This window comes from Paenibacillus bovis (assembly GCF_001421015.2).
Lineage (GTDB): Bacteria > Bacillota > Bacilli > Paenibacillales > Paenibacillaceae > Saccharibacillus > Saccharibacillus bovis.
This window is the reverse complement of sequence record NZ_CP013023.1, coordinates 488,790-511,752: the sequence shown is the minus strand read 5'-3', so window position 1 is coordinate 511,752 and position 22,963 is coordinate 488,790. Positions and strand designations below refer to the sequence as shown.

The following is a 22,963-nucleotide window of genomic DNA, read 5'->3' as shown; positions in this document are numbered from 1 at the left end:
AAACATAAAGAATGCAGATTTTGATAAAAGGAAAGGAGAAGCATGAATGCAACCGAATGATAAAGTTCTACACCAGATGGCGGCGCAGGCTGGCGTAACGGAAGAAGAATGGGAGCATTTTCTCCAGCAGACGGTGCTCCGGCCTATCCATTCCGGCCAGCGGCTGATTGAAGCCGGACAGCTGGTGAATAGCGCGCATTTCTGTATACAGGGATTATTCCGGCTGTATTATATACTGGAAGATGGGCGGGAATATACGGCTGGCTTCACTATGGAGCAGGATTATGCTACCTCTTATGCAGCGATGATCACGGGTCAGCCCTCTGCCTATACGATCGAGGCACTGGAGGACTCTGTAGTGATCGAAATTCCTTACGATCTGTTGAAGCGGCTGACCCGCAGCAGTCATGCGTGGGAACGATTCGTCCGGGTCAGTGTCGAGCGACTGTATATCCGCAAGGAAGAAAGGGAGCGGGAGCTGCTGTATGCCTCAGCGCGTGAACGATATGAGGCCTGCCTGCGTAAGTATCCGGGTCTGGAGAAGCGAGTGCCGCAATATCATATCGCTTCTTATATCGGGGTCTCTCCCGTATCACTCAGTCGGCTACTTCGCCGTGATTCGCTGTGATCGGAGCGAACCCATCATTTGAATAGCTGCATGTACAAAAATAAATCAAGCGGGAACGCGAATATTTGCCTGCTTGTCATTAACCTTTGTTAATGTGTAACCGTTCCTGCCGGGCGTACACTGTACCTATCCTATTACAGCGGCTGATCTGTACATGGCTTGCTGTAACAACCGAGATAGAGGAGAGATAAACGATGCGTTATATGATGGTTGTATTATTGGAATTCTACCCTTCCTGGCTGGCACTTCCGCGGGAAGAGCGGCGTATGCATGCGGCCGGTTTGCAGGAGATTATCCGCAAGCATGAGCCTGCGGTACAGGTACGCTTTTTTGACGCCGAAGCGCTGCCGGGCAAAGATTATACGGACTTTGTAGTTTGCGAGACAGCGGACATGGAGCAGTACCATTATATGTGGGAAGCCATCCGGGATTCCGAGCCGTATACCAAAGGCTATATGAAGATCAAAGATGTAATTATGGGCATGGAGAATGCTTTTCAGAGTTACGAGACTAACGTATTGAATATGGATTAATCGGTTTGCTGTACTGCCGATGACCGAAAAAAAGGATACAGCTGTGTTCGAACATTGCCCACCGCTAACAACAGACCGATGCAACGGAAAACAAAACCGTCGCATCGGCTTTTTATTGTTTTATCCTTTTAAAGCATTAATTCGGTTGACTGATCCAGTGAACTGTACTATATTCAACAATTAATATTGCCCAAAACACAGCAAAGGAGGCAATCGCACGGATCTGTACATCGAAGAAACGGGCAACATACATAGCAGTTTTAGACAACAGCACAACAGGGAGGGAATGGAATGTCACAGTTATTGGCTCTGGTACTGGTGGTTTTCATTTTGTTTGTAGGTGACGCGGTATCGGTGCGTACGAAGGCTTGGATTCCTTCGGTATTTATTAGCGCCATTCTGTTCCTGATCGGGTATTGGACGTTTTTCCCAAAAGAGATTGTAGCGATTGCCGGCATCCCGTCTACTGTAGCGACCATGCTGATGTATCTGCTGATCACGAATATGGGTACGCTGTTATCGATTCGTGAGCTCAAGCAGCAATGGAAAACGATTATTATCGCGCTGTCGGGTGTACTTGGTATTGTTATTTTCCTGTTTGCCATAGGTACATTTATTTTTGATTACCAGACGATGCTGGTGGCAATTCCGCCGCTCGTTGGTGGGGTAGTATCGGCTGTTATCATGTCGGATGGCGCCAAGGCGGCCGGGCTGGCTTCGCTGTCGGTATTTGCTATCGTTATTTATGTGATGCAAGGCTTTGCCGGCTATCCACTCACTTCGGTGATGCTGAAAAAAGAAGGACGACGGCTGCTGCAGCAGTATCGCAGCGGTCAGTTGCCTGAACATCGTACAACTGCTGGCACAGCAAATGTACAGGCCAAAGGTCGATCGGCTGCGGCTGCTGTAAGTGGAGAGCAAGTTCCTTCATCCCGGACATCCTCCGAACTGCGGATGTTCCGCTGGCTGCCTGCGCAGTACAATACAGAATTTTTCAAATTTTTCCGGCTGGCTCTTGTGGCGTATATTGCCTATCTGGTCTCTACCCTGCTCAGTCCGGTAGTGAGCATCAGTCCATTTGTGCTTTGTCTGCTGTTCGGGATTATCGGAGCAAGTACAGGTTTCCTGGAGAAACAGGCTCTGCAAAAAGCGAATGGATTCGGTTTTGCTATTCTTGGCCTGATGCTGTTTATTTTTGACGGACTCAAGCAAGCGACTCCGCAGATGATGATGCAGATTCTGCCACAGCTTGTCGGGACAATTGTTATCGGAGTCATTGGTATGTATGTGTTCTCCATGCTGATCGGAAGACTGCTCAAAGTAAGCAAGGAAATGGCTTTTTCTGTCTCGCTTACTGCATTATACGGATTCCCGGCGGATTACATCATTACGTCGGAAGTGATAAAATCACTGACAGAAGACGAGCAGGAACGCGAGATGCTGACGAGCCGCATGCTGCCGCCGATGCTGGTTGGCGGATTTATTACCGTCACGATCGTGTCGGTAGTGCTCGCCGGAATTTTTGTGGAGCTTTTATAAAATAGATTATTCAGGTACCAAGCAGAACAATCAGGGAGGGAATGACCATGAAGCAGCTTCAACAGCGGATCGAGGAACATATTGAAGCCATTAGTGCCTTTACGGCTACACCGGGACAGGGGACGACAAGACTCACCTACAGTCCACAGGATCTGCAGGCCCGCGAGTATATAAAGGCGCAGATGACCCATTATGGACTGACCGTAAGAGAAGACGGAGTCGGCAATATTTTTGGCAGACTGGAAGGTACACAGACGGATGCTCCGGCTGTACTGGTCGGATCGCATTTTGATTCGGTGCCAAACGGCGGCAGCTACGATGGCCCGGCTGGTGTAATAGCCGGTCTGGAGGTGGCTGCACTGTTTCAAGAAAATCAGATCCAGCCAGTCTATCCGCTCGAAGTGATCGCCATGGTCGAAGAGGAAGGTGCCCGATTCGCCGGTGGTCTCATGGGTTCGCGCGCCATGCTCGGCATTCTGGATGAACAGCAATTCACCCATCTGCAGGACAAAGACGGGATTACGACGATTCAGGCGATGGAGCAGGCCGGACTGGATACTTCGCTTCCTAGAATCCGCGATCCGCGTACGATTCGCGCTTTTCTCGAACTGCATATCGAGCAGGGACCTATTCTGGAGGAAAAAGGTATCCCGATCGGTATTGTCGAAGCCATCGTCGGACTTGCCCAGCTGGAGATTACCGTACAGGGTCAGGCGGGACATGCCGGTACGACTCCAATGGATCGACGTGCAGATGCGCTAGTGGCTGCGGCAGGCATCATCGCTGCGCTGCCAGGGATTGCAGTGGAGACAGGAGACGGATCGGTTATTACAACAGGCAAGCTGAATGTATGGCCGGGAGGCGCCAATGTTATTCCGGACAAAGTGGTCTTTACCGTCGATCTGCGCTCCGGACGTGAAGAAAATGTACAGACCCTGATCCGCCGGACCGAGGAACTGGCCGCCTCCTGTGAAAAGGGAGGCATCACCGTATCCGTACAGCAGCAGCTGTATATGAAGCCCAAAGCGATGAATACACATATCCGCTCCCTGCTTCGGGAAAAAAGTGAACAGCTCGGTATCACCCACTGCCCGATCAACAGCGGCGCCGGTCATGACGCTATGGTATTCGCGGATGTGACCGACGTGGGAATGCTGTTTATCCCGAGCCGTAATGGACTCAGCCACTGCCCGGAAGAATGGTCGGATGCAGCGGATATTGCGAGAGCTGTACAGATTTTCTATGAAACGATCAAATCCCTGACGGAGGTGAATGATCATGAGTGAAATACAGACCTTGCCAACCGATCTTCTGAACGCCCAAATCAAGGAAAGCATAGCCGCTTCCGGTGAGGAACTGATCCGGCTGCGCCGTCATCTGCATAGCCAGCCCGAGCTGTCCTGGGAAGAAATCAACACAACCGCATTCGTCTGCAGTTATCTGGATGAACTGGGCATCCGCTATCGCAAGACGATACCGACTGGAGTCATCGCGGATATTCAGGGCGGCAAGCCGGGCAAAACCGTTGCTCTGCGTGCCGATATGGATGCGCTATCTGTGGAGCAGATCGACAAGCATCTGCCATATGCTTCGCAAGAAGAAGGTAAAATGCATGCCTGCGGCCATGATGCGCATACCTCCATGCTGCTGGTTGCTGCGCGGGCGCTGAATGAGGTCAGGGAAGAGCTGCCGGGAACTGTACGGCTTATTTTCCAGCCGGCAGAAGAAGTTGCCCAGGGTGCGCGCGAGATGGTACGCCAGGGAGCGGTGGAAGGTGTAGACAATGTGTTTGGCATTCATATCTGGTCGCAGATGCCTACCCATACGGTGGCCTGCAGTCCGGGCCCTTCCTTTGCCTCGGCCGATCTGTTCACCGTGACATTCCAGGGACGAGGCGGACATGGAGCGATGCCGCAGGATTGTATTGATACGGCGATTGTCGCTTCTTCCTTTGTCATGAATGTGCAGTCGATTGTCTCACGCACCGTGGCGCCGAGACAGCCTGCGGTCGTAACGGTAGGGAAAATGACAGTAGGTACCCGATTCAATATTATCGCTGAACATGCCGTGATCGAAGGCACGGTGCGCTGCTTTGATCCGGCGACCCGCGATCATATCGAGCAGCAGCTTCGGCACTATGCTGATCAGATCGCTGCGCTGTATGGGGCGACAGCCAAACTGGAATATGTACGCGGTACCCAGGCAGTCATTAATGAGGAAACCAGTGCGTATCTGGTCCAACAGGTAGCTGCAGCAGCTTTTGGAGAACAGGTGCTGTATGAGGAGGAGCCGACGATGGGCGGCGAGGACTTCAGCTTTTATCTGGACGAGGTACCCGGCAGCTTTGCACTGGTTGGCAGCGGCAATGCCGACAAGGATACACAGTGGGCGCATCATCATGGCAAGTTCAATATTGATGAAGATGCCTTGGCGACCGGAGCAGAGCTGTATGCGCAGTATGCATGGGCATATTTGAATCGTTGATTGCGGAAGTGAATGTCGGGAATGTTATATAAAAGAAAGGCCGTTGGAGTAGATCCAACGGCTTTTTACTGTTTCTTTATTTTATAACGCACAGATGAATTAGGGTTAGGATCGGGTTCTGCTTATGAAGGTAGGCGAGTTGGATTCTCCGTCTGGATACGATTTATAGCACTAAAAAGATCCCTCAATTTGCTAATTATTTTGCATGCAACATTTCCTGTATTTTATATATTTATTGACAATTTTTAACTTTTAATGGTTATTAAATCCATTGTAATATGGAAAAGAATGGGCATTGTAATAGTTTTACAAATTATTACTAATAGGGAGGAAGAATTGTGCGCCAACTATCTGTACTGGTGACTGGAACAAGTGATTTGGTTGTAAGAGGGCTGGATTCGTACTTGAGCAAGTGCGAAAGGTTTAGCGTGATTACCGGAAAATACGAATCCGATTGTTTGATTGCTCAGCAGATTTTGGAACATAACATCGACGTGCTTATTGCTGATGTAGAGATGAATCCGGATACCTACCAATCTTTTGCTGAAATCAAGCAAAGCTATCCGGAACTCAAAGTAGTCCTGATCTCACTCTCCAATTATGTCCATCCTTACCACTATACTCTGAGTGAAATCGCAGACGCTATCATTTCCAAAGAAGCGGAAATTGATGAGATTTCCAATGTGATTATTATGGTCAGCAAAAATTTTACCATCTCTAATCTGCACAGCAAGAATATGCTGTCTGCACAGGAGACCGAAGTACTGGAACTGATGATTAGCGGATTGACCAACAAGGAAATTGCTCAGCATCTACATATTTGTGAACGGACAGTCTCTTATTACATAACCAACCTTTTCAATAAACTGAATGCCACCAACCGGGTAGAAGCTTCCATGAAAGGAATGATGCAGGGGCATATTCGTCCATCAACGATACAGCAATGGATGTATGATGGTAAGTTTGCGTAATCACGCAAAAGAAACGCATGGAAATACATTATAATAAATTCCTTTTAATGTTAATCTCATATCAGATCTAGATCTAATACATTTATTGAGAGGAGCATTCATAATGGCAGAAAAAAAAGGCATGTTCGATTTGGATGTACAAGTACTTAAGAGTTCCGAGGTTACTCCTCAAATCAAAAGTAAGTCCCTTTGCACACCGGGCTGTAATCCTACAGCTACCCTGTGTACAAGCTGCATCTTCGCCTGTGCTTAATATGTAGCCTGCGGTGCAAGGAGAGGAGAGAGAATATTCATATTCTTCTCTCCTCTCCTTTTTATATTTTGCATGGAGGATTCAATTGATGAAAGGTGGAGAAATGGCTTGCAGATAAAAACCATGGTGCCTGAGAAGAAGTCAAAAAAAGAGAAGATTTATTCTCCATTATCCCTGTTTATGATGAGAACTCCCCTACTGCCGTTGGAGTATTTTGAACAGTTATGCGCGGCAGATCTTCAGGATTCGCTGGATATTGCCATTCAGGATCCGCTGGTCCAGGAAGCGATTGCCGTAGCGAGTGAGAACCTGCATGAAGCCATGCCTAATTTTAAAGAAGAGAAGAATCCCAAAAAGCAGAAACAGATCGCTGCGAGTCTGCTAAAGTATCTGTCCAGGATGTCTACCCGTCCTACACCATTCGGCCTGTTTGCATCGGTTGCATCAGGGAACCTGGCCGAACAGACAGAGGTGAACCTGAACACCAAGTATCTGATGAAACGTACACGCCCGGATATGGAATGGCTGTTATTTATCGTATACCAGCTGGAGCAGCGTCCGGAAATCGTTATGCAACTGCAGGTACAAAAAAACCAAGCTGTACAAAATACAGGCGGACGCATTGAACTGCTGTATCCATCGCTGATGGGCCAGATGTTCAACAAAGTCACCGGAACGGATACCAAACCTGGCAAAGTAACAGTGCGGGCCACTCCGCCAGCAGTCCGTGCACTGGAACTGAGTGAACAGCCGGTTGCATTCGGCATGATTATGCAGCAGATGCTCAAGGAGTACGAAGATACCGAAGGAGTTAACGCGGAAGTGATTTTTCATTTTCTGTGGGAGCTGTTTACCAAAGAATTCCTGATTAGCGAGCTGCGGCCACCTTTGACCTTATCTTCTCCACTGGATTACATTTTGAGCCGGCTGGGACGGATTCAAGGTGCTGAAGCGGAAGTTGAATTGCTGACCCGAGCCAAGCAGTCGATGCACGATTATGATCAGTATGAACTGGGACAGGGACTGTCTTCTTATCTGGAGTTACAGCAATATATGAAAAATTATGGTGAAATGCAGTCAATGGCTCAGGTCGATCTGGCATTACTGTCCAAGACGATCCATTTGAATCATCAGGTAGGAGAGGATATTGCTGAAGTAGCTGAAGTATTATGGAAAATCGCCAAAAGTAAAAGAGGATTTCCGCATCTGAAAGAATATCACAATAATTTTATCGAAAAGTATGGCATATCATGCGACGTTCCTATTCTGGAACTGCTCAACGAAGAGACCGGGCTTGGTGTACCGGAAGCCTATCTAAAAAAAGGGAATCAGTCAAACGACATCAGTGGAGGAACAGCCAGCAGAGTCGAATTCGACCGCAAACTGATGATGCTAATGGAAAATGCTTTATTAAACGAAGAACATGAAATTCTGATTACCGACGATATGGTAGAGCAGGCGTGGGGAGACAGGGAAGAAGTCGACGAAGCCGCAAGCTCTATTGAAATATATGCGGAAGTGCTGGCGGCTTCGTCGCAAGAACTGGACGAGGGCAAGTTCAACATCGTATTGGGTCCCAATCCTGGCTCTTTTGAAGCAGGGGCTACGTTTGGCCGATTTATGGATATGCTGGGAGAACAGCCGGCACATCAGTTTAAAGCAATTCGTCAGAAAGAGCAGATCGCTAACCCGGATGTGCTTTTTGCTGAAGCTACATATATTCCTGGTTTTGGAAGAGCAGCGAATGTGATCGTGGCTCCCAATCTGAGAGACTACGAGATTGGAATCGGGATCAACACGTCACCGGGAAAAGAAGCGATCGGTCTGGACGATGTGCTGGTCTGTGCGACTCATGACCGATTGGTACTGAAATCCAGATCACTGGGAAAACAGATTATTGTAACAGCTGGACATATGTACAATTTCCAGGCTTCCCCCCATATTTACCGTTTTATGCGTGAACTTTCCTTTGAATCTGTGCGTACCTGGCAGCCGTTTGAGTGGGGATCTATGGAGAACCTGCCGTATTTGCCAAGAGTTCGCTATCGGCGCACCATTCTTGCTCCGGCCAGATGGGCCCTGTTCCAATCCAATTTCCAGGATGCTGGAGTGCTGCAGGATATGGAGCAGTGGTATAGATGGATGGAACAGTGGAGAGCTCAGTGGCGTGTACCGCGCTTTGTCTATTTGATGGATACCGATAACCGCATCCTGATGGATTTGACGAATAAAGAATTTCTTAAAGAGCTTCATAAGGAGCTGCAGACGAAAAAGATGGTACATCTGATTGAGCGTATCGGAGACACAAGTGATCGCTGGGTGCAGGATGAGAAAGGGCATTATCAGACCGAGTTCGTATTTCAACTGGAGAAAAATCGACTCCAGTTTGCCAAACCAAGTATCCCAACCTTATCGAGAACCGTATCTTCCGAAAACAAAATCAGACTGCCGGGCAGTGATTGGCTGTACTTTAAACTGTATGGCGGAGATAACCGCCAGGATGAGTTTATTACCAATGCAATGTATGACTTTTGCCAGCAGATGATCGAGCAGGGGTACTGCGAGCAATGGTATTTCATACGCTACAATGACCCGGACTCTCATATCCGGCTTCGTTTCAGTGGACAACCGGAGAGCCTTTTGACGAATCTGCTGCCGCGTGTCAATGAGTGGGCACAGCAATGTCTGCAGCAGGGACTGATCCGCAGAGTCGTTATTGATACGTATGAACGGGAAGTGGAACGGTACGGAGGTCCGCAGCTTATCGATGAAGCAGAGAAGCTGTTCTCGGAAGACAGCCGGACGGCAAGCCAGCTTGTCTATCTTTTGCGCTATGGCAAGACCAATCTGCCGCCTTATGTGCTGGGAGCGATCAGTGCACTGAATTTGTTGGGTCAAATGCAGTTATCGCATGAGCAGATGCTGGAGCTGCTGAGTTTTACCGTGGACAAAAAGCTGTATCAAAAAGAATTCCGTGAATGGCGTACACCACTCATGGCGCTCTATACCGGAAGTTCCTATGAAGAAGTACTGACAGGGATGGACGGAGGAGAATGGATAAAGCAGGCCTTTGTAGAAAGGCATATGTCGGCCGATTGCTTCAGCCGATGGATTCATGAAGCAAGCCGCAAAAACTTGCTGTACAACAACAGCTATAATATCATCTCCAGTCTGCTGCATATGCATTTTAACCGTGTATTTGGCGTCGACCGGGAGATGGAAGAGAAATGTCTCGCATTTGCCAGACATACGATCGATAATGTCATCCAGTATTTCAAGCATATCAAGAGGTAGGTGAGACAGGTGTCTGATGGAACAGGAGTTGGAACCGGGCAAGAGCCGGGCATTTCCAATATTATAAGATCCTTTCGCTACTGGCCCAGAGTATTTCAGATGTTATGGACCATTTCACCGGGATATCTGCTAATCATGTCGGTTATCAATCTGCTTCAGGGTTTTCTGCCAGCTTTGTCCATTCAGGCCACCCAGCAGATGATCAATTCCATTTCAGCAGGGCATTCCGAGATGGTGAGTGCACTGCTGTTTTTCCTGGCTATTGCGGTGGTATATGGACTGACATCTACATCCCAGAATTATTTTGAGACGCTGTATCAGACCAAGTTGTCCAATCATATCAATGTAGCGGTTATTGAGAAATCAACGACTCTTTCTCTTGAAGATTTTGAAAATGCAGAGATGCAAGATCAACTGAAACGTGTGCAGAACGAGTCGGGATTTCGTCCGTTCCAGATTGCCAAGCAGATTTTCTCGATTCTCAGCAATGTGATTTCCCTGATCTCGATCTCTGTTATTATTGTGAGCTGGAGCTGGTGGGCCGCGGTTATTCTGATCATTGTGCCAGCCATATCGTTTTTTACCTTTTTGAAAATAGGACAGCAGGAGTTTGTAAATCTGTGGAGCCGAGCTTCCAAATCGAGATCTGCCTGGTATTTGAGTTATTTGATTTCCAGGGATAATACGTTCAAAGAAGTGAAACTTTACAATCTGGGAGCACATTTCACCCAAAAGTACAAAGCGATTACCGATGGATTTTTCAAACAGGACAAAAAGCTGGCGGCCAATCGTGTAAAATATGCTTCCCTGTATGAGCTGATCGAGATTATCGCTTCATTCACGGTTATTGTGCTGGCAATGCTGTCTGCACTGCGCGGAGCGCTTCCCGTAGGCAACGTAGTTGCTATTTTGCAGTCCATTACCCAGATCCAAAGTCGTTCGGAAGCGGTTGTACAGGAGCTTCTTGCTTTGTGCCAGAACAATCTTTATCTGGAACAGCTGTTTACCTTTCTGGATTATGAGGAAAAGAGGGCTTTTTCCATTACAGAAGGCGAAAAGCTGCATGCTATCAAGGACATAGAATTCAGGGATGTTTCCTTTCAGTATTCGAACTCGGACCACTATGCACTCCACAACCTGAATTTTACGATTCGAACCGGTCAGAAAATAGCTATCGTCGGGCATAACGGATCAGGTAAATCGACGCTGATCAAGCTGCTTATGAAGCTCTATCAGCAGTCAGCCGGTCGGATTCTGGTGAACGGACAGGATATCAACCACTGGAATATCGAGGACTATCAGCGCCGGATTGGTGTAGTATTTCAGGATTTTGTGCAATATGAAATGTCGGTCCGGCAAAATATAGGCTATGGAAATATTCAGGAAATCGAAAATGAAGAGAAAATTCTGACCTCTGCCCAATATGCAGGCATTCAGCCGTTAGTACAAAGTTTCCCGAGAGGACTCGATACCCAGCTGGGATTGTGGTTTGAAGAAGGTCACCAATTATCCGGCGGACAATGGCAGCGGATTGCGATTGCGAGAGCTTTTATGCGGGAAGCAGATGTCTATATTCTGGATGAGCCCAGTTCGTTTCTTGATCCGGAAGCCGAGCGGGATGTATTCGAGCGGATGGGTCGTTTAATTGAAGATCGAATTGGTATTTTTATCTCACACCGGCTGTCTTCGGTTAATTTTGCGGATCAGATCTGGGTGATGGATCAGGGCGAAATTATCGAGATGGGGACCCATAGAGAGCTGATGGCTCTGAATGGAAATTATGCACGCATGTACCGTATACAGGCAGAATCGTATGCCAGCAAGGAACAGGAAGAAGAAGTTCTGCATACCAATATGGGATAAAGGAGACTGCACATATGAGTGAAATTGTCCGGGAAAGCGCGCAACATACAGAGCTGTCAGCAAAAGCCAAAATCATCGCGATGGAGGTGGCCGAGCGTCTAAAGAATCCTCTGCAAGTCAAAGAGCAGGTGATGGCGCCTGGTAATATTTCTGTTTTTGGAGATCATCCATGGCAGGATACACTGCTGTCGGCAGGTTATCCTGGCATTATTTTATTGTTTGGAGAACTGGACCGACAGTTCCCTGAAGATAATTGGGATATGATTGCCCATGATCATCTGCTTGCCCTGCAGGAAGGACTGCGCAATGAAGGTTATCCCAATGCGTCCATGTTTAGCGGATTGGCGGGAGTGGCGGTAGCCATTAAAGCGGTATCACACGGTGGAACCCGCTATCAGGGATTTCTCGATAAGCTGAATGAGCTGATTATTGCAGAAGTGGAGGATAAGCTCAGACGGGATGAGTATTTTTTCTACAATAATCAGGGAGGCGTATCACCCGTATTCTACGATGTTATTATGGGTCTCACCGGTACAGGCCGCTATCTGCTGGAGATTGCCGATGAGGCCAAGGCAAAGACCACCCTGTGCAGCATCCTGAGTTATATGGTAGAGCTGGCCCAGCCGATTACGATCAATGGCCGCGATGTACCCGGTTGGTATGTGCCTGAAAAGCATCAATTTACAGATGAAGACAAAAAGAGGTTTCCCAATGGCAATTTCAACTGTGGTCTTGCTCATGGCATTCCCGGCCCAATGGCACTGCTGAGTATTGCACTGATTCACAATATTGAAGTCGAAGGGCAACGGGAGGCTGTCGAAGTGATGGCCCGTTGGCTAATCGATGCAGCCCGCACCGATGAGAGCGGCATCTATTGGACCAGCTTTATCTCCTATGAGGAACAAACTACAGGGCAGACAGCTCCGGAAAGAGCACGGGATGCATGGTGCTATGGAGCAGCAGGTACAGCACGTGCCTTATTTTTGGCCGGCAAGGCGCTGGATAATGAAGAGTTTTATCAGCAGGGATTATACGGATTTGACTCTATTTTCAAAAGAGGAGAAGCGCAGTGGCAGCTGTCCGGGCCTACTTTTTGCCATGGATATGCCGGTCTGCTGCATATTACGTCACGCATGGCAGCAGAGAGCGGAGAGGAACGCTTTCATACCTATATCAAGGAAGTGCTGTCTATTTTGCTCCGCCATTACGATCCGGAGCTGCCCTTTGTATTCGGTGACTTGGAAGTGCAGGAGTATATCCACAAAGCGGGGATACTGGACGGAGCAGCCGGAGTAGCCCTGACACTGCTGTCCCTGGATCAGCCGATGGACAAACTGGTATGGGATCATGTCTTTGTTATTGCCTGATCCTATGACTATTCATACAGCGATGTAAGGAATTCGTAAGACTTGCTTCAATGCCGGTTAAGATTTGTTCTATATCATGAAGATAACGATGAATAGAACAAGGAGGCTATATGATGGAATGGATTATAGAGACGCAGAATTTGACCAAAACCTATGGCAAGCAAACCGCACTTTCCAACGTCAATCTCAAAGTGAGCAAAGGAAGAGTATATGGACTTCTGGGCGCGAACGGAGCCGGCAAGACGACATTGATGAAGCTGCTGGTCGGATTGCTTCATCCGTCTTCCGGCAGTATCCGTTTATTTGACGAGCCATGGAGCAGACAATCACTGGCACGGGTAGGGGCTTTGATCGAAGCTCCTGCTTTGTATGGGCATTTGACCGGCAGGGAGAATCTGCAGGTGCATCAGCGTCTGCTTGGTCTGCCGGAGAGTCGGATCGATGAGGTGCTGGAGATTGTCGGTCTGCACCAGACCTTGCCCAAGAAAAAGGCTGCCGCGTATTCACTCGGGATGAAACAGCGTCTCGGCATCGCTTCCGCGCTGCTCAATCAGCCGGATCTGCTTATTCTCGATGAGCCGACCAATGGACTCGATCCGATGGGCATCCGGGAGATGAGAGAGCTGATTCATTCCTTTACCGGACAGGGAATTACAGTGATTCTGTCCAGCCATATTCTGAGCGAAGTATCCCAGATTGTGCATGATGTGGGCATTATCAGCCGGGGTGAGATGCAGTATCAGGGTACGTTGGATGATCTGATGCAGCAGCATGGCAATCAGGAAGATCTGGAAGAAATCTTTATGCACTATGCCGCAGGCCGTAGCGGATCACTGGAGGGGATGTATCGATGAATATGACCTCTTATCTGGGCTCCGAATTTATCAAATACCGCCGAACGCTCACCCTCTGGCTGATCGCTGCCGGGCCGCTGGTTTTTGCTGTTATGCAGCTGGCTTTTAACTTTATTGCACCTGGGTTCACCGACTGGTCGCGGGCGCTAATGAATGTGTACAACTGGTGGTCGGTGATCGGTCTGCCTTTTGGCATTATTCTGATTACGGCCTTGTCCGTCTCCTATGAAAGGAAATCGGGATCGCCCAAGCTACTCCAGATCCATCCGGTTCGCAAAGCAGGTCTGTACCTGTCCAAGCTGGTCGTCCTGTCTGTGCAGGTATTCGTCGCCTGCCTGCTGCTGGCAGCCGGACTGGTTATCTTCTGCGGTTGGAATCTGGACGGTACGCTGCCGTGGAGTACACTGTTGTATGCAGTGGGGCTGTCCTGGCTGTGTGCAATGGGACAGCTGGCGATTATGCTGCTGCTTGCCCATCTGCTGTCATTTGGCTGGACAGTGATCGCCGGTCTGATCGGTCTGTTTCTGTCCATTATGTTGAGCAGCGGCGTGACTGGAATGGACTATTATCCATGGATGCTGCCGATCCGGGCACTGGGCATGACTTTGGGATTCCAGACCAATGGCATGTCGCTGGATGTGCAGACCCTCACGAACCAGGCGACACTCGTCTGGGGCAGTGTATTCGGCAGTCTGGCAGAATGTGCGATCTTTGCCGGGCTGGGCGCATTTATTTTCAGCCGAAAAGAGGTTGGGTAACGTGTGGCAGGGTATCCGATCGGAATGGGTAAAGTATCGGCGGACAGCCATACCATGGATTCTCTGGCTGACCCCGTGTGCGATTGCGGGTATTATCCTCATGTATGGCTATCCGCTGCGAAATGGTTCTAATAAATGGATTTATTTAAATCTTTTTGATACTGTAGGAGATATATGGTATGGTGCATTGATTGTATTGATCTGGGGACTGATCGCCGGTCTGGCTGCCCATCTGGATATTCAAGCCGAGCGTTGGCGGGCGCTGCGCTCCCATGCAATTGCCCCCTGGCGGCTGTATATGAGCAAGCTGCTCGTTTTGATCATACAGACGCTACTGAGTACGGTCTGGCTGCTGATTCTGCTGCATATCTGCATGGGGCTGCTGTATATTCCGTTTTCCCTGACCGATTCGCTGGCTTTGTGCGGAGCGATTCTGATCGGATGGATCGCTTCACTGCCGATTCTGGCTGCTTCCTTGTGGCTGGCTGTCAAGTTCGATTGGCCTGTAGCAGTAGGCTTTGGTAGTGTTGGCATTCTGATTGCGGCAATTATCGGCACGACGCATATCGGTAACGGGATGTGGATTGCTCTTCCGTGGACGTGGGCTGTGCGGGCAGCCTACTCAGCCTACTTTGCGATGGAGCATTCCCTGCCTGGCGAGGATGCCGTTCAGACGCTGCAGATGGTACTGCCAGCGGCTGCCTGCAGTCTGTTGCTGCTGGCTGTTCTGGCTGCATTCTGGTTTCAGCGAAGGGAGGCAGGCTGATGGTCAACCGCATCAGATCCGAATTGCTGAAATACCGCCATACCTTTATTCCATGGATGGTCGTCGGTGCACCGGTAGTGATTGCCCTGATCTGTGCCTGGCAGGCGTACAGCAGGCCTCAGGGTGGATTGCAGATCGAAGCGATGATCGATAATGGTCTGCTGGTATGGTTTAATCTGTGGCTGCCCATTTTTTGTGCGCTGATGGCCGGCACGATGATGCATATGGAGCAGTGGAAGGGTCTGCTGGTCAGACCCTTGTCCGTATTTTCCCTTTATATACTCAAAGGGGCGGCGCTGCTGGTGCTGATGGTACTGACCAACGGCTTGTTCCTGATCTGCCTGCTGCTACTCAGTCTGCTGCCTGCTGCCGGTTTGACGGTGGGCTTTTGGATTGGCAGCTGGGCAGGACTTGCGCTGTTTTTTGTACCCTATAGTCTGGCACTGCTGCTGTTGGCAGCGGCCTGGGGGCGTACACTAACCGTGATTACAGGAGTAGTCGGTATTATTGGAGCTACCGCCTGGCGCACGCTGACCGGGTATGGAGTGATAGACCCGACCGGACTACAACTGCTGCTGACCGCCATTCTGCTGGCGGGTATGGGCCTGCTGCTCTGGTTGGGAGGAGGACTATGGTTTGTAAGGAGACAGAGACGATGGTAGATCATCCTGATAGGCTTATACATGCAGATCATCTCTGCTTGTCGGCCGGCGACTCCGGTGTCCGGGTGGAACGGCTCAATATGGATGTGCAGCGAGGGGCATTTTATGTCATCCTGGGTGAAAAGGGCAGCGGCAAACGAACGCTGCTGCGCGGGCTGGCCGGTGATCTTGTGCCGCTATCCGGCAAGCTGGAATGGTTCGGCAGCATCAATATCCACTCTGATTATGTGTGGAAAAACAGGATTGGCGTTATGTGCGAACCGCTATCCTTTGTCCCGAATCTGACGGTGTATGAACATCTGGAACTTCACCGCCGGATGATGGGAGTGCCGGACAAACAGGCTTCCCATACCATGCTGGAACTACTGTCACTGGAAAAGTACGCCCATCAGCGTGCTGGCCGGATTCCGGCAGAAGCGGCACGCGGCTGTGCAATTGCGAGAGCACTGCTGCACCGGCCGGAGCTGCTGCTGCTGGATGAGCCTCTGAGCGGATTAGCACCTGAAGTACGTGCACGAACGATACATATTCTGCGGGAATGGTGTGAAATTTACCATATGACCGTGATCATGACAGCATCCCAGCTGCAGGATGTACCTGCCTGTGTGACGACAGTCGGACTGATGGAAAAGGGACGACTGACCGAAGAACTGCCGGGCACCGTCTATCACAGCAAAATTAAAGATCATCTGATTCTGAGAGTGAGCGATGATCAGAGAGCCAGCCTGCTGCTGGAACAGCGTATGGGCATCTATCATTACCGGGTGACCGAGCCGTCGGTTATTCTCGTCTATGAGCAGCTGGATCAGGCGGGCGCCATCAACCGAATGCTCATTACCGAGCAGATTGAAGTGTATGAGCTGAGTTACGGTTCCGGTAAAGGCGGACTTATCTCACATGCTGGAGGAAACTGATGCTGACACTCATTTTCAGGGAACTTCTTTTATTTAGACGCTCTGTTGTGCTGCGGTTAATGATCCTGCTATTGGTGCTGCAGCTGCTCATTACGCTGCTCAAGGCAGACAGCGGAAGCTGGCAGCACCTAATGGATCAGACTTATATGAATTTGTGGTTCCGGCCGACTTTTTTTACTTTTTTGGCCGGTTATTTGTTTACACGGGATCGGGATCGCGGGCTGCTGAGTCTGCACAAGACGTACCCTTTTCACTGGGGAGAATGGTATACCGCCAAAATCCTCACCAGTCTGCTGCTCATGGGTCTGCTGCTATTCGGATCGGAGCTAATTACGCTGTTAATTGGACTGTGGGCGCTGGATGTTTCTGTGTCGGCAGCTGCGCTGGGTAAATGGTTCATCAAGGATCTGGTCGTCTCCTGGATAATTTATGCCGGTTTCTCGGCATATGGTGCCGTACTGGCTCTGATCAGCCGGACATCGCTGTATTTGACCATCGTACTGTTGGGACAGTTCCTGCTCGGGCTGGTACTGATCATCCGGGTACCGGACTGGATCATATACTATCCGTGGCTGGTTCCTTCCATCTATTTACACGGAACGGGAAAAGGGACATGGCCGGATCAGGCTTATCCACTGGTGATCTATGCAGTGCTGGGAGCGATATGCCTGGTATGGGGCGGATGGATGTACAGGAGATTGCAGAGGAGATGAATAGATCGATGACACTGGCCCGAATTATGATCGTTGAGGATGATATCGAGATATGCGATCTGATCGCCCAGACGCTGATCGGGGAAAATTATGGCGTGATTCAGATACATAACGGATTGGAGGCTATTCGGGAATTTGAAGCAGCCGATTACGATCTGGTCATTCTGGATATTATGCTGCCAGGTCTGGATGGACTGGAAGTGCTGCGACGCATCCGGGAAAAGAAAAAAATCCCGGTGCTTCTTCTGTCTGCCAAGGATGCCGAGATCGACAAAATTGCCGGATTGGCCGGTGGAGCGGATGATTATCTGACCAAGCCTTTTCTGCTTGGTGAGCTGCTGGCACGGGTCAAAGCGCAGCTGCGCAGGTACTTTTACTACAGCGAATCCGAGCAGCCCGCCCACAAAGTATGGAAATACAAAGAGCTGGAGCTCGACGGCAGTACATATCAGGTACGAATCCGGGGAGAGCATCGTACACTGACCGCTAAGGAATTTGCCATTTTACAGCTGCTGATGTCGCAGCCGCAGCGCGTATTTACCAAATCCCAGATCTTCGAATCGGTCTGGGAAGAGCCGTATTCCTCTGATGTAGATGAGAATACGGTAATGGTGCATATCCGGCGGCTGCGTACGAAGATCGAAGACAAAGCGTCTTCCCCGGTATATGTTCAGACTGTCTGGGGAATCGGCTATCGTCTTGGAGGGAATGAGGAGGAGGAATAATGACCGATATCCTGCTGGTGATCGTCAGTGTGGTCGGTGTGGCGCTGGCCATTTATATTGGAGTGATTCACCGTCAGCTGCAGCAGATGGTACAGATGCTGGACAGGCTGCAGCGTGATCCGCAGCCTGCCTATTTGCATATCCGCAGCCGGATTTCGGTGATTAATCGGCTCGCCGGACAGCTCAATCTGCTGCGCGACCGAATCTATCTGTTCCATAATCAGGCGATGCAGCTGGAGAAAACGCAGCGGCAGGTCATGACCCATATCGCTCATGATCTGAGGACACCGCTCACTTCCCTGTCCGGGTATGCCGAGATGCTAAAAAACCCGAAAGTGATTCAGGACCCGGAACTGTCGGGGAAATACAGGGATATTATTTTTGACAAAGCTAGGGCGCTGACCCAGCTGCTCGGGAATTTCTTCGAATGGACACGGCTGGAATCCGGGGATATCCAGATTCACTTTCAGCAGGTCAATCTGACGGCCAAGATCGAAGAATGTATCGTACAGGTGATCGACCAATTCGAGAAATGGGGCATACCGCCCGAACTGGAATTACCCGCCGCCCCTGTTCTCGTTCAGGCTGATCCGGTCAGTGTGGAGCGTATCCTGTCCAATCTGATCTCCAATACGATCCGGTACGGGCACGGAGGTGAAGGACGACACGGCATCCGTCTGTGGGCAGAAAGAAACCAGGCCTGGGTGGAAGTATGGGACACGGGAGAAGGCATCCCAGCAGACGAGCTTCCTCTGCTGTTTGACCGGCTGTATCAGGCATCCGCCAGCCGCCACTCCCCTGCCGGAAGCGGCCTGGGGCTGGCTATCACCAAAAAGCTGGTAGAGAAGCAGCATGGGCAGATTCGGGTGGAGAGTACGCCCTATGTACGAACTTCATTTAAGTTCTGTCTGGAAAGGGACCTGGGGAAAGAGGAATAAACTTTAACTGATCCGGCTTAAATCGTTGACTCGCTGAGTCATAACGATACGTAATCTTCACATCACCTGCAAACATAGCAACATGGAAATTACCGCTCACAGTAGCAGTCAATTGATGATTGTGAATCGAATAGATGCTGATAGCTCCATATCTTAACTGGTCAAAGTAAGCATTGTCTTCTGCCGTATAAGTAGCAGTGTATTTCTTGCCGTGAATATCCACAGTAATGTTCTATTCCACAAACAAGGAATTGCCGAATGCTTGGAGCAAACAGCAATTCCCTGTTAATTTGTAATCCCATATTCAAATGAAAATCCCCAGCCATACTGCTCCACCTACTGCGAGCAGCAGCAGCTTTTTCTCGCAGTTCGTAACCTGTTCCGGATCGCGTACATCCATCCGGCAGATCCAGTACACCGACAGAGCGACCATGACAGCGATACCGGCGGCTCCCCATAATCGTCCGGTTCCCAGCAACCAGACGACACAAAGTGCGATTAGACCCAGGTATACCAGCGCCGGCAGTCGGCTGTAGCCGATTCCCCATCGGTCTGCTGCCCAGACGACGCTGGTACGCTTGACCGGGGAGGCCTGGCGATCCGCGTCCAGATCGGGAATATGATGCACCATAACCCAGGCGACGCAGTACAGTGCATTAATCAGCGCATTCTGTACGGCCCACTGCGGGAATGTACCGAGCATCAGCCAGGCACCGCCAAGTCCCAGGAAAAAGGTGGACGGGAACGTGCTCAGCCATTCTCCAGCCAGGGGAGCATAACTGAAACGCAGCGGAGGCAGCGAATAGGAGACCGCGCCCCATATTCCGATGAGCAGCAGGGCGGCCAGTGCGTAATGACCGAACAAGGCAATGATCGCTGTAGCTGCTATAAGCACAATCGTAAGGCCGATACCAAATCGGTGCAGGGCAGCCGGAGAAATCCGTCCTTCCTGAATAACCCGGCTGCCGCCGGATAGCATGGCCGGACTGAGCTGATCGGTTCCGGACAGATAATCGGCATAATCATTCAGCGCATGAGTCAGTACGCCATGGATCAGAATACATCCAATCAGCAGCAGCAATGCAGTAATCACCAGCGAAGAGACCGACAATTCATAATAGGCAGCCAGCGGGAACACGCCGGAGAAAATAATGGCTACACTGGAACAGAGCACGGCTGCCGGACGCAGCAGCTTGAGACTGTTTTTGAGTGTAAAAGCGCGCAGAATCGAATCGCTCAACACATTCACTCCTTTCCAATTTCACAGGTATAGGTCATGCTATGTAAAGACAGCAGGGCAAAAGAATATAGCTGCTGTAATGGTTCGGCGTCAGAGACTACTATATACTACACAACTGGACTGTCAGGGAACCATGAACGGCAAAAAGAATACCCAAAACATTGTCAGCTGCACCGGACTATGGGAAAATAGACAAATCCGACAACGAAATGGAGAAGTGAAGGTATGACAGATTTACCGAACTGCCCGGAATGCAATTCCGCGTACACGTATGAGGATGGCAATCTGCTGATCTGCCCGGAGTGTGCCCACGAATGGACACCGGGTGAAGATGTAGACAGCACGGAAGACGCACTTGTGGTACGGGATGCCAACGGCAATATTTTGCAGGATGGCGATGCGGTAACAGTGATCAAGGATCTCAAGGTAAAAGGAAGCTCCTCTGTACTCAAAATCGGTACCCGCGTCAAAAGTATCCGTCTGGTGGATGGCGACCATAACATCGACTGCAAAATCGACGGATTCGGCGCCATGAAGCTCAAATCGGAATTTGTGAAAAAGAATTAGTATGTATTTCAAAGACACAGCGCAGATACGCGGCTGTGTCTTTTTCGTACGTAACTTTCTATACCAGTGCACAATAATAATGACTACAGCAGGAAGAATATACAGCAGAACCACATAGCAGGGTGACATTATACGGCAGCTGTCTATTTTCAAAATAAAAAGAGCGCATTCTATCCCAATAGCAAAAAGAACAGCTTGGCAAAAGTAGCAGCGATTGTTACATAATGCTTGCAATATACCAGAAAATAGTTTTAAATAAAGATAATATAATATTTCGATTTAAAGATATTTTGGAAAACAGCTTGGTAGTTATACAATCCATCCCATTCGATTAACAATAAACACAATAAATATAACGAACCCAACAACGATACAACAGCATATAACGTGATGTTATAACAGCAAACGACGGCTTGCTGAAAACAGCAAACGACGGCTTGCTGAAAACAGCAAACGACGGCTTGCTGAGACAGCAAACGATGGCTTGCCAATATGGCAAAGCCCACCCAACAGGAGGATATAATTATGGAAATCGGAATCAGTACATTTGTAGAAACAACACCAGATACAGAGACAGGAAAGACTATCAGCCACGCTGAGCGTATTCGCCAGGTCGTAGACGAGATCGTACTCGCAGATAAAGTAGGGCTGGATATCTTTGGCGTAGGCGAGCATCATCGTGTCGATTACGCAGCATCTGCTCCAGCTGTCATTCTCGCAGCGGCAGCTTCACAGACCGAGCGTATTCGCCTGACCAGTGCAGTAACCGTACTGTCTTCGGCAGACCCGGTACGTGTATTTCAGGAGTTCGCTACACTGGATGCGATCTCCAACGGACGGGCAGAGATTATGGCGGGACGCGGTTCTTTTATCGAATCTTTCCCACTATTCGGCTATGATCTGGATGATTATGATGCCCTGTTCGACGAGAAGCTGGAACTGCTGCTGAAGATTCGTGATTCGGAAAAAGTTACCTGGGAAGGCGGTCATCGTCCGGCAATCAACAATCGGGGTATCTATCCGCGTCCGGTTCAAGAGCCTTTGCCAGTCTGGATCGGTAGCGGCGGCAATACGGAATCGGTTGTACGTGCCGGTCTGCTCGGACTGCCGCTTGTACTGGCAATTATCGGTGGTCGTCCGGTGCAGTTTGCGCCGCTCGTAGAGCTGTATTACAAAGCCGCCGCTCATGCCGGACATGATGCTTCCAAGCTCAGCGTCGCTTCCCATTCGCACGGCTTTATCGCGGATACCACCGAGATGGCGGCCGATAAATTCTTCCCGTCCACCCAGGCGAGCATGAATGTACTGGGACGCGAGCGCGGCTGGGGACCGTATACCCGTGCCAGTTTTGACGCTGCCCGCAGTCTGGAAGGCGCCCTCTATGTAGGCGACCCGGAGACCGTAGCTACCAAGATTATTAACCTGCGCAAACAGGTAGGGATCACCCGCTTCATGCTGCATACACCGGTCGGCACCATGTCCAATCATGACGATGTGCTGCGCGCTGTTGAACTGCTGGGTACAGAAGTCGCTCCACGGGTACGCGAAGAAGTAGCCCGCTGGGAAGCGGAAAATAGCGAGCAATAAAGCAGGCAGCCAATCGATTTCACTTCTAGACTCATCCATGCTCAGACGCCTTCATAATCGTTAAGTTGAAATGGCATGTTACGGTTTGATACAGGATCTGCAGTGCCATAATATGAATGACAAATTAACAGACAACCAAATCGATAGCGGACTGTCGCTATACTATAATCTGCCCAAAGAACCGGATGCTGAACAAGCTGTTCCGGTTCTTTTTGCATTTCTGTATTCGATTCTCTCTAGGCTTAACCGGGAGACGTTCCCTTCTTCCTTTCCAAAGTAGATGCCACTTTTCGCTTATACTGAAGCC

The 22,963-nt window shown here is 49.7% G+C and carries 22 protein-coding genes; 21 read left to right on the top strand and 1 reads right to left on the bottom strand.

Features of this window, described 5'->3' with window-relative positions; translation table 11 throughout:
• The first annotated feature begins 46 nt into the window (after positions 1 to 46).
• The 18 genes from AR543_RS02190 (at position 47) to AR543_RS02105 (ending at position 19,262) form a co-directional block, all read left to right on the top strand.
• A complete protein-coding gene (locus AR543_RS02190; protein ID WP_060531445.1) occupies positions 47 to 628 on the top strand; it encodes a Crp/Fnr family transcriptional regulator in 582 nt (193 codons plus the stop codon).
• Positions 629 to 822: 194 nt separating this feature from the next.
• The gene (locus AR543_RS02185) at positions 823 to 1,161 is read left to right on the top strand and encodes a darcynin family protein (protein WP_060531443.1); all 339 of its coding nucleotides are present in this window, start codon (positions 823 to 825) and stop codon (positions 1,159 to 1,161) included.
• A 291-nt stretch (positions 1,162 to 1,452) separates the two neighbouring features.
• Positions 1,453 to 2,700 (top strand): hypothetical protein, encoded by a 1,248-nt coding sequence (locus AR543_RS02180; RefSeq protein ID WP_060531441.1) that lies wholly within the window; start codon positions 1,453 to 1,455, stop codon positions 2,698 to 2,700.
• A 47-nt stretch (positions 2,701 to 2,747) separates the two neighbouring features.
• Positions 2,748 to 3,986 (top strand): Zn-dependent hydrolase, encoded by a 1,239-nt coding sequence (locus tag AR543_RS02175; RefSeq protein ID WP_060531439.1) that lies wholly within the window; start codon positions 2,748 to 2,750, stop codon positions 3,984 to 3,986.
• Positions 3,979 to 5,184 carry an amidohydrolase gene (locus tag AR543_RS02170; RefSeq protein WP_060531437.1) on the top strand — a complete coding sequence of 402 codons (1,206 nt, stop codon included), beginning with the start codon at positions 3,979 to 3,981 and terminating at the stop codon, positions 5,182 to 5,184. Before AR543_RS02175 ends, AR543_RS02170 begins: the two co-directional genes overlap by 8 nt.
• A gap of 338 nt (positions 5,185 to 5,522) precedes the next feature.
• Entirely contained in the window at positions 5,523 to 6,155 is a 633-nt protein-coding gene (locus AR543_RS02165; protein WP_060531435.1) for a helix-turn-helix transcriptional regulator, read from the top strand.
• Positions 6,156 to 6,258: 103 nt separating this feature from the next.
• Positions 6,259 to 6,408, top strand: a complete 150-nt coding sequence (locus AR543_RS25020; RefSeq protein WP_082472091.1) for a gallidermin/nisin family lantibiotic — start codon at positions 6,259 to 6,261, stop codon at positions 6,406 to 6,408.
• 180 nt (positions 6,409 to 6,588) lie between these two features.
• Complete coding sequence (locus tag AR543_RS02155; protein WP_158523919.1) at positions 6,589 to 9,702, top strand: lantibiotic dehydratase; 3,114 nt, start codon at positions 6,589 to 6,591, stop codon at positions 9,700 to 9,702.
• Positions 9,703 to 9,801: 99 nt separating this feature from the next.
• Positions 9,802 to 11,565 (top strand): ABC transporter ATP-binding protein, encoded by a 1,764-nt coding sequence (locus tag AR543_RS02150; protein ID WP_082472312.1) that lies wholly within the window; start codon positions 9,802 to 9,804, stop codon positions 11,563 to 11,565.
• 14 nt (positions 11,566 to 11,579) lie between these two features.
• Positions 11,580 to 12,932 carry a lanthionine synthetase C family protein gene (locus tag AR543_RS02145; protein WP_060531431.1) on the top strand — a complete coding sequence of 451 codons (1,353 nt, stop codon included), beginning with the start codon at positions 11,580 to 11,582 and terminating at the stop codon, positions 12,930 to 12,932.
• 110 nt (positions 12,933 to 13,042) lie between these two features.
• On the top strand, positions 13,043 to 13,786 hold the full coding sequence (locus tag AR543_RS02140; RefSeq protein ID WP_174703724.1) for a lantibiotic protection ABC transporter ATP-binding subunit: 744 nt from the start codon (positions 13,043 to 13,045) through the stop codon (positions 13,784 to 13,786).
• On the top strand, positions 13,783 to 14,544 hold the full coding sequence (locus AR543_RS02135) for a lantibiotic immunity ABC transporter MutE/EpiE family permease subunit (protein WP_060531427.1): 762 nt from the start codon (positions 13,783 to 13,785) through the stop codon (positions 14,542 to 14,544). The genes AR543_RS02140 and AR543_RS02135 overlap by 4 nt, the downstream gene beginning before the upstream one ends.
• Position 14,545: 1 nt before the next feature.
• Complete coding sequence (locus AR543_RS02130) at positions 14,546 to 15,310, top strand: lantibiotic immunity ABC transporter MutE/EpiE family permease subunit (protein WP_060531425.1); 765 nt, start codon at positions 14,546 to 14,548, stop codon at positions 15,308 to 15,310.
• Entirely contained in the window at positions 15,310 to 15,972 is a 663-nt protein-coding gene (locus AR543_RS02125; protein ID WP_060531423.1) for an ABC transporter permease, read from the top strand. Before AR543_RS02130 ends, AR543_RS02125 begins: the two co-directional genes overlap by 1 nt.
• Entirely contained in the window at positions 15,966 to 16,886 is a 921-nt protein-coding gene (locus AR543_RS02120; RefSeq protein ID WP_060531421.1) for an ATP-binding cassette domain-containing protein, read from the top strand. The genes AR543_RS02125 and AR543_RS02120 overlap by 7 nt, the downstream gene beginning before the upstream one ends.
• Complete coding sequence (locus AR543_RS02115) at positions 16,886 to 17,599, top strand: ABC transporter permease (RefSeq protein ID WP_060531418.1); 714 nt, start codon at positions 16,886 to 16,888, stop codon at positions 17,597 to 17,599. Before AR543_RS02120 ends, AR543_RS02115 begins: the two co-directional genes overlap by 1 nt.
• Positions 17,596 to 18,324 (top strand): response regulator transcription factor, encoded by a 729-nt coding sequence (locus tag AR543_RS02110; RefSeq protein ID WP_227871817.1) that lies wholly within the window; start codon positions 17,596 to 17,598, stop codon positions 18,322 to 18,324. The genes AR543_RS02115 and AR543_RS02110 overlap by 4 nt, the downstream gene beginning before the upstream one ends.
• Positions 18,324 to 19,262, top strand: coding sequence for a sensor histidine kinase (locus tag AR543_RS02105; RefSeq protein WP_060531416.1), 939 nt, complete (start codon positions 18,324 to 18,326; stop codon positions 19,260 to 19,262). The genes AR543_RS02110 and AR543_RS02105 overlap by 1 nt, the downstream gene beginning before the upstream one ends.
• 304 nt (positions 19,263 to 19,566) lie before the next feature.
• Here AR543_RS02105 and AR543_RS02100 read toward each other — a convergent pair whose 3' ends face one another.
• Positions 19,567 to 20,505, bottom strand: coding sequence for a prenyltransferase (locus AR543_RS02100; RefSeq protein WP_227871816.1), 939 nt, complete (start codon positions 20,503 to 20,505; stop codon positions 19,567 to 19,569).
• 222 nt (positions 20,506 to 20,727) lie between these two features.
• Here AR543_RS02100 and AR543_RS02095 point away from each other — a divergent pair, with 222 nt between their 5' ends.
• The 3 genes from AR543_RS02095 (at position 20,728) to AR543_RS24185 (ending at position 22,936) form a co-directional block, all read left to right on the top strand.
• Positions 20,728 to 21,069, top strand: a complete 342-nt coding sequence (locus AR543_RS02095; RefSeq protein ID WP_017813347.1) for a zinc ribbon domain-containing protein YjdM — start codon at positions 20,728 to 20,730, stop codon at positions 21,067 to 21,069.
• A 525-nt stretch (positions 21,070 to 21,594) separates the two neighbouring features.
• On the top strand, positions 21,595 to 22,656 hold the full coding sequence (locus tag AR543_RS02090; RefSeq protein ID WP_060531412.1) for an LLM class flavin-dependent oxidoreductase: 1,062 nt from the start codon (positions 21,595 to 21,597) through the stop codon (positions 22,654 to 22,656).
• Positions 22,657 to 22,768: 112 nt separating this feature from the next.
• On the top strand, positions 22,769 to 22,936 hold the full coding sequence (locus tag AR543_RS24185; protein ID WP_158523918.1) for a hypothetical protein: 168 nt from the start codon (positions 22,769 to 22,771) through the stop codon (positions 22,934 to 22,936).
• The last annotated feature ends 27 nt before the right edge of the window (positions 22,937 to 22,963 follow it).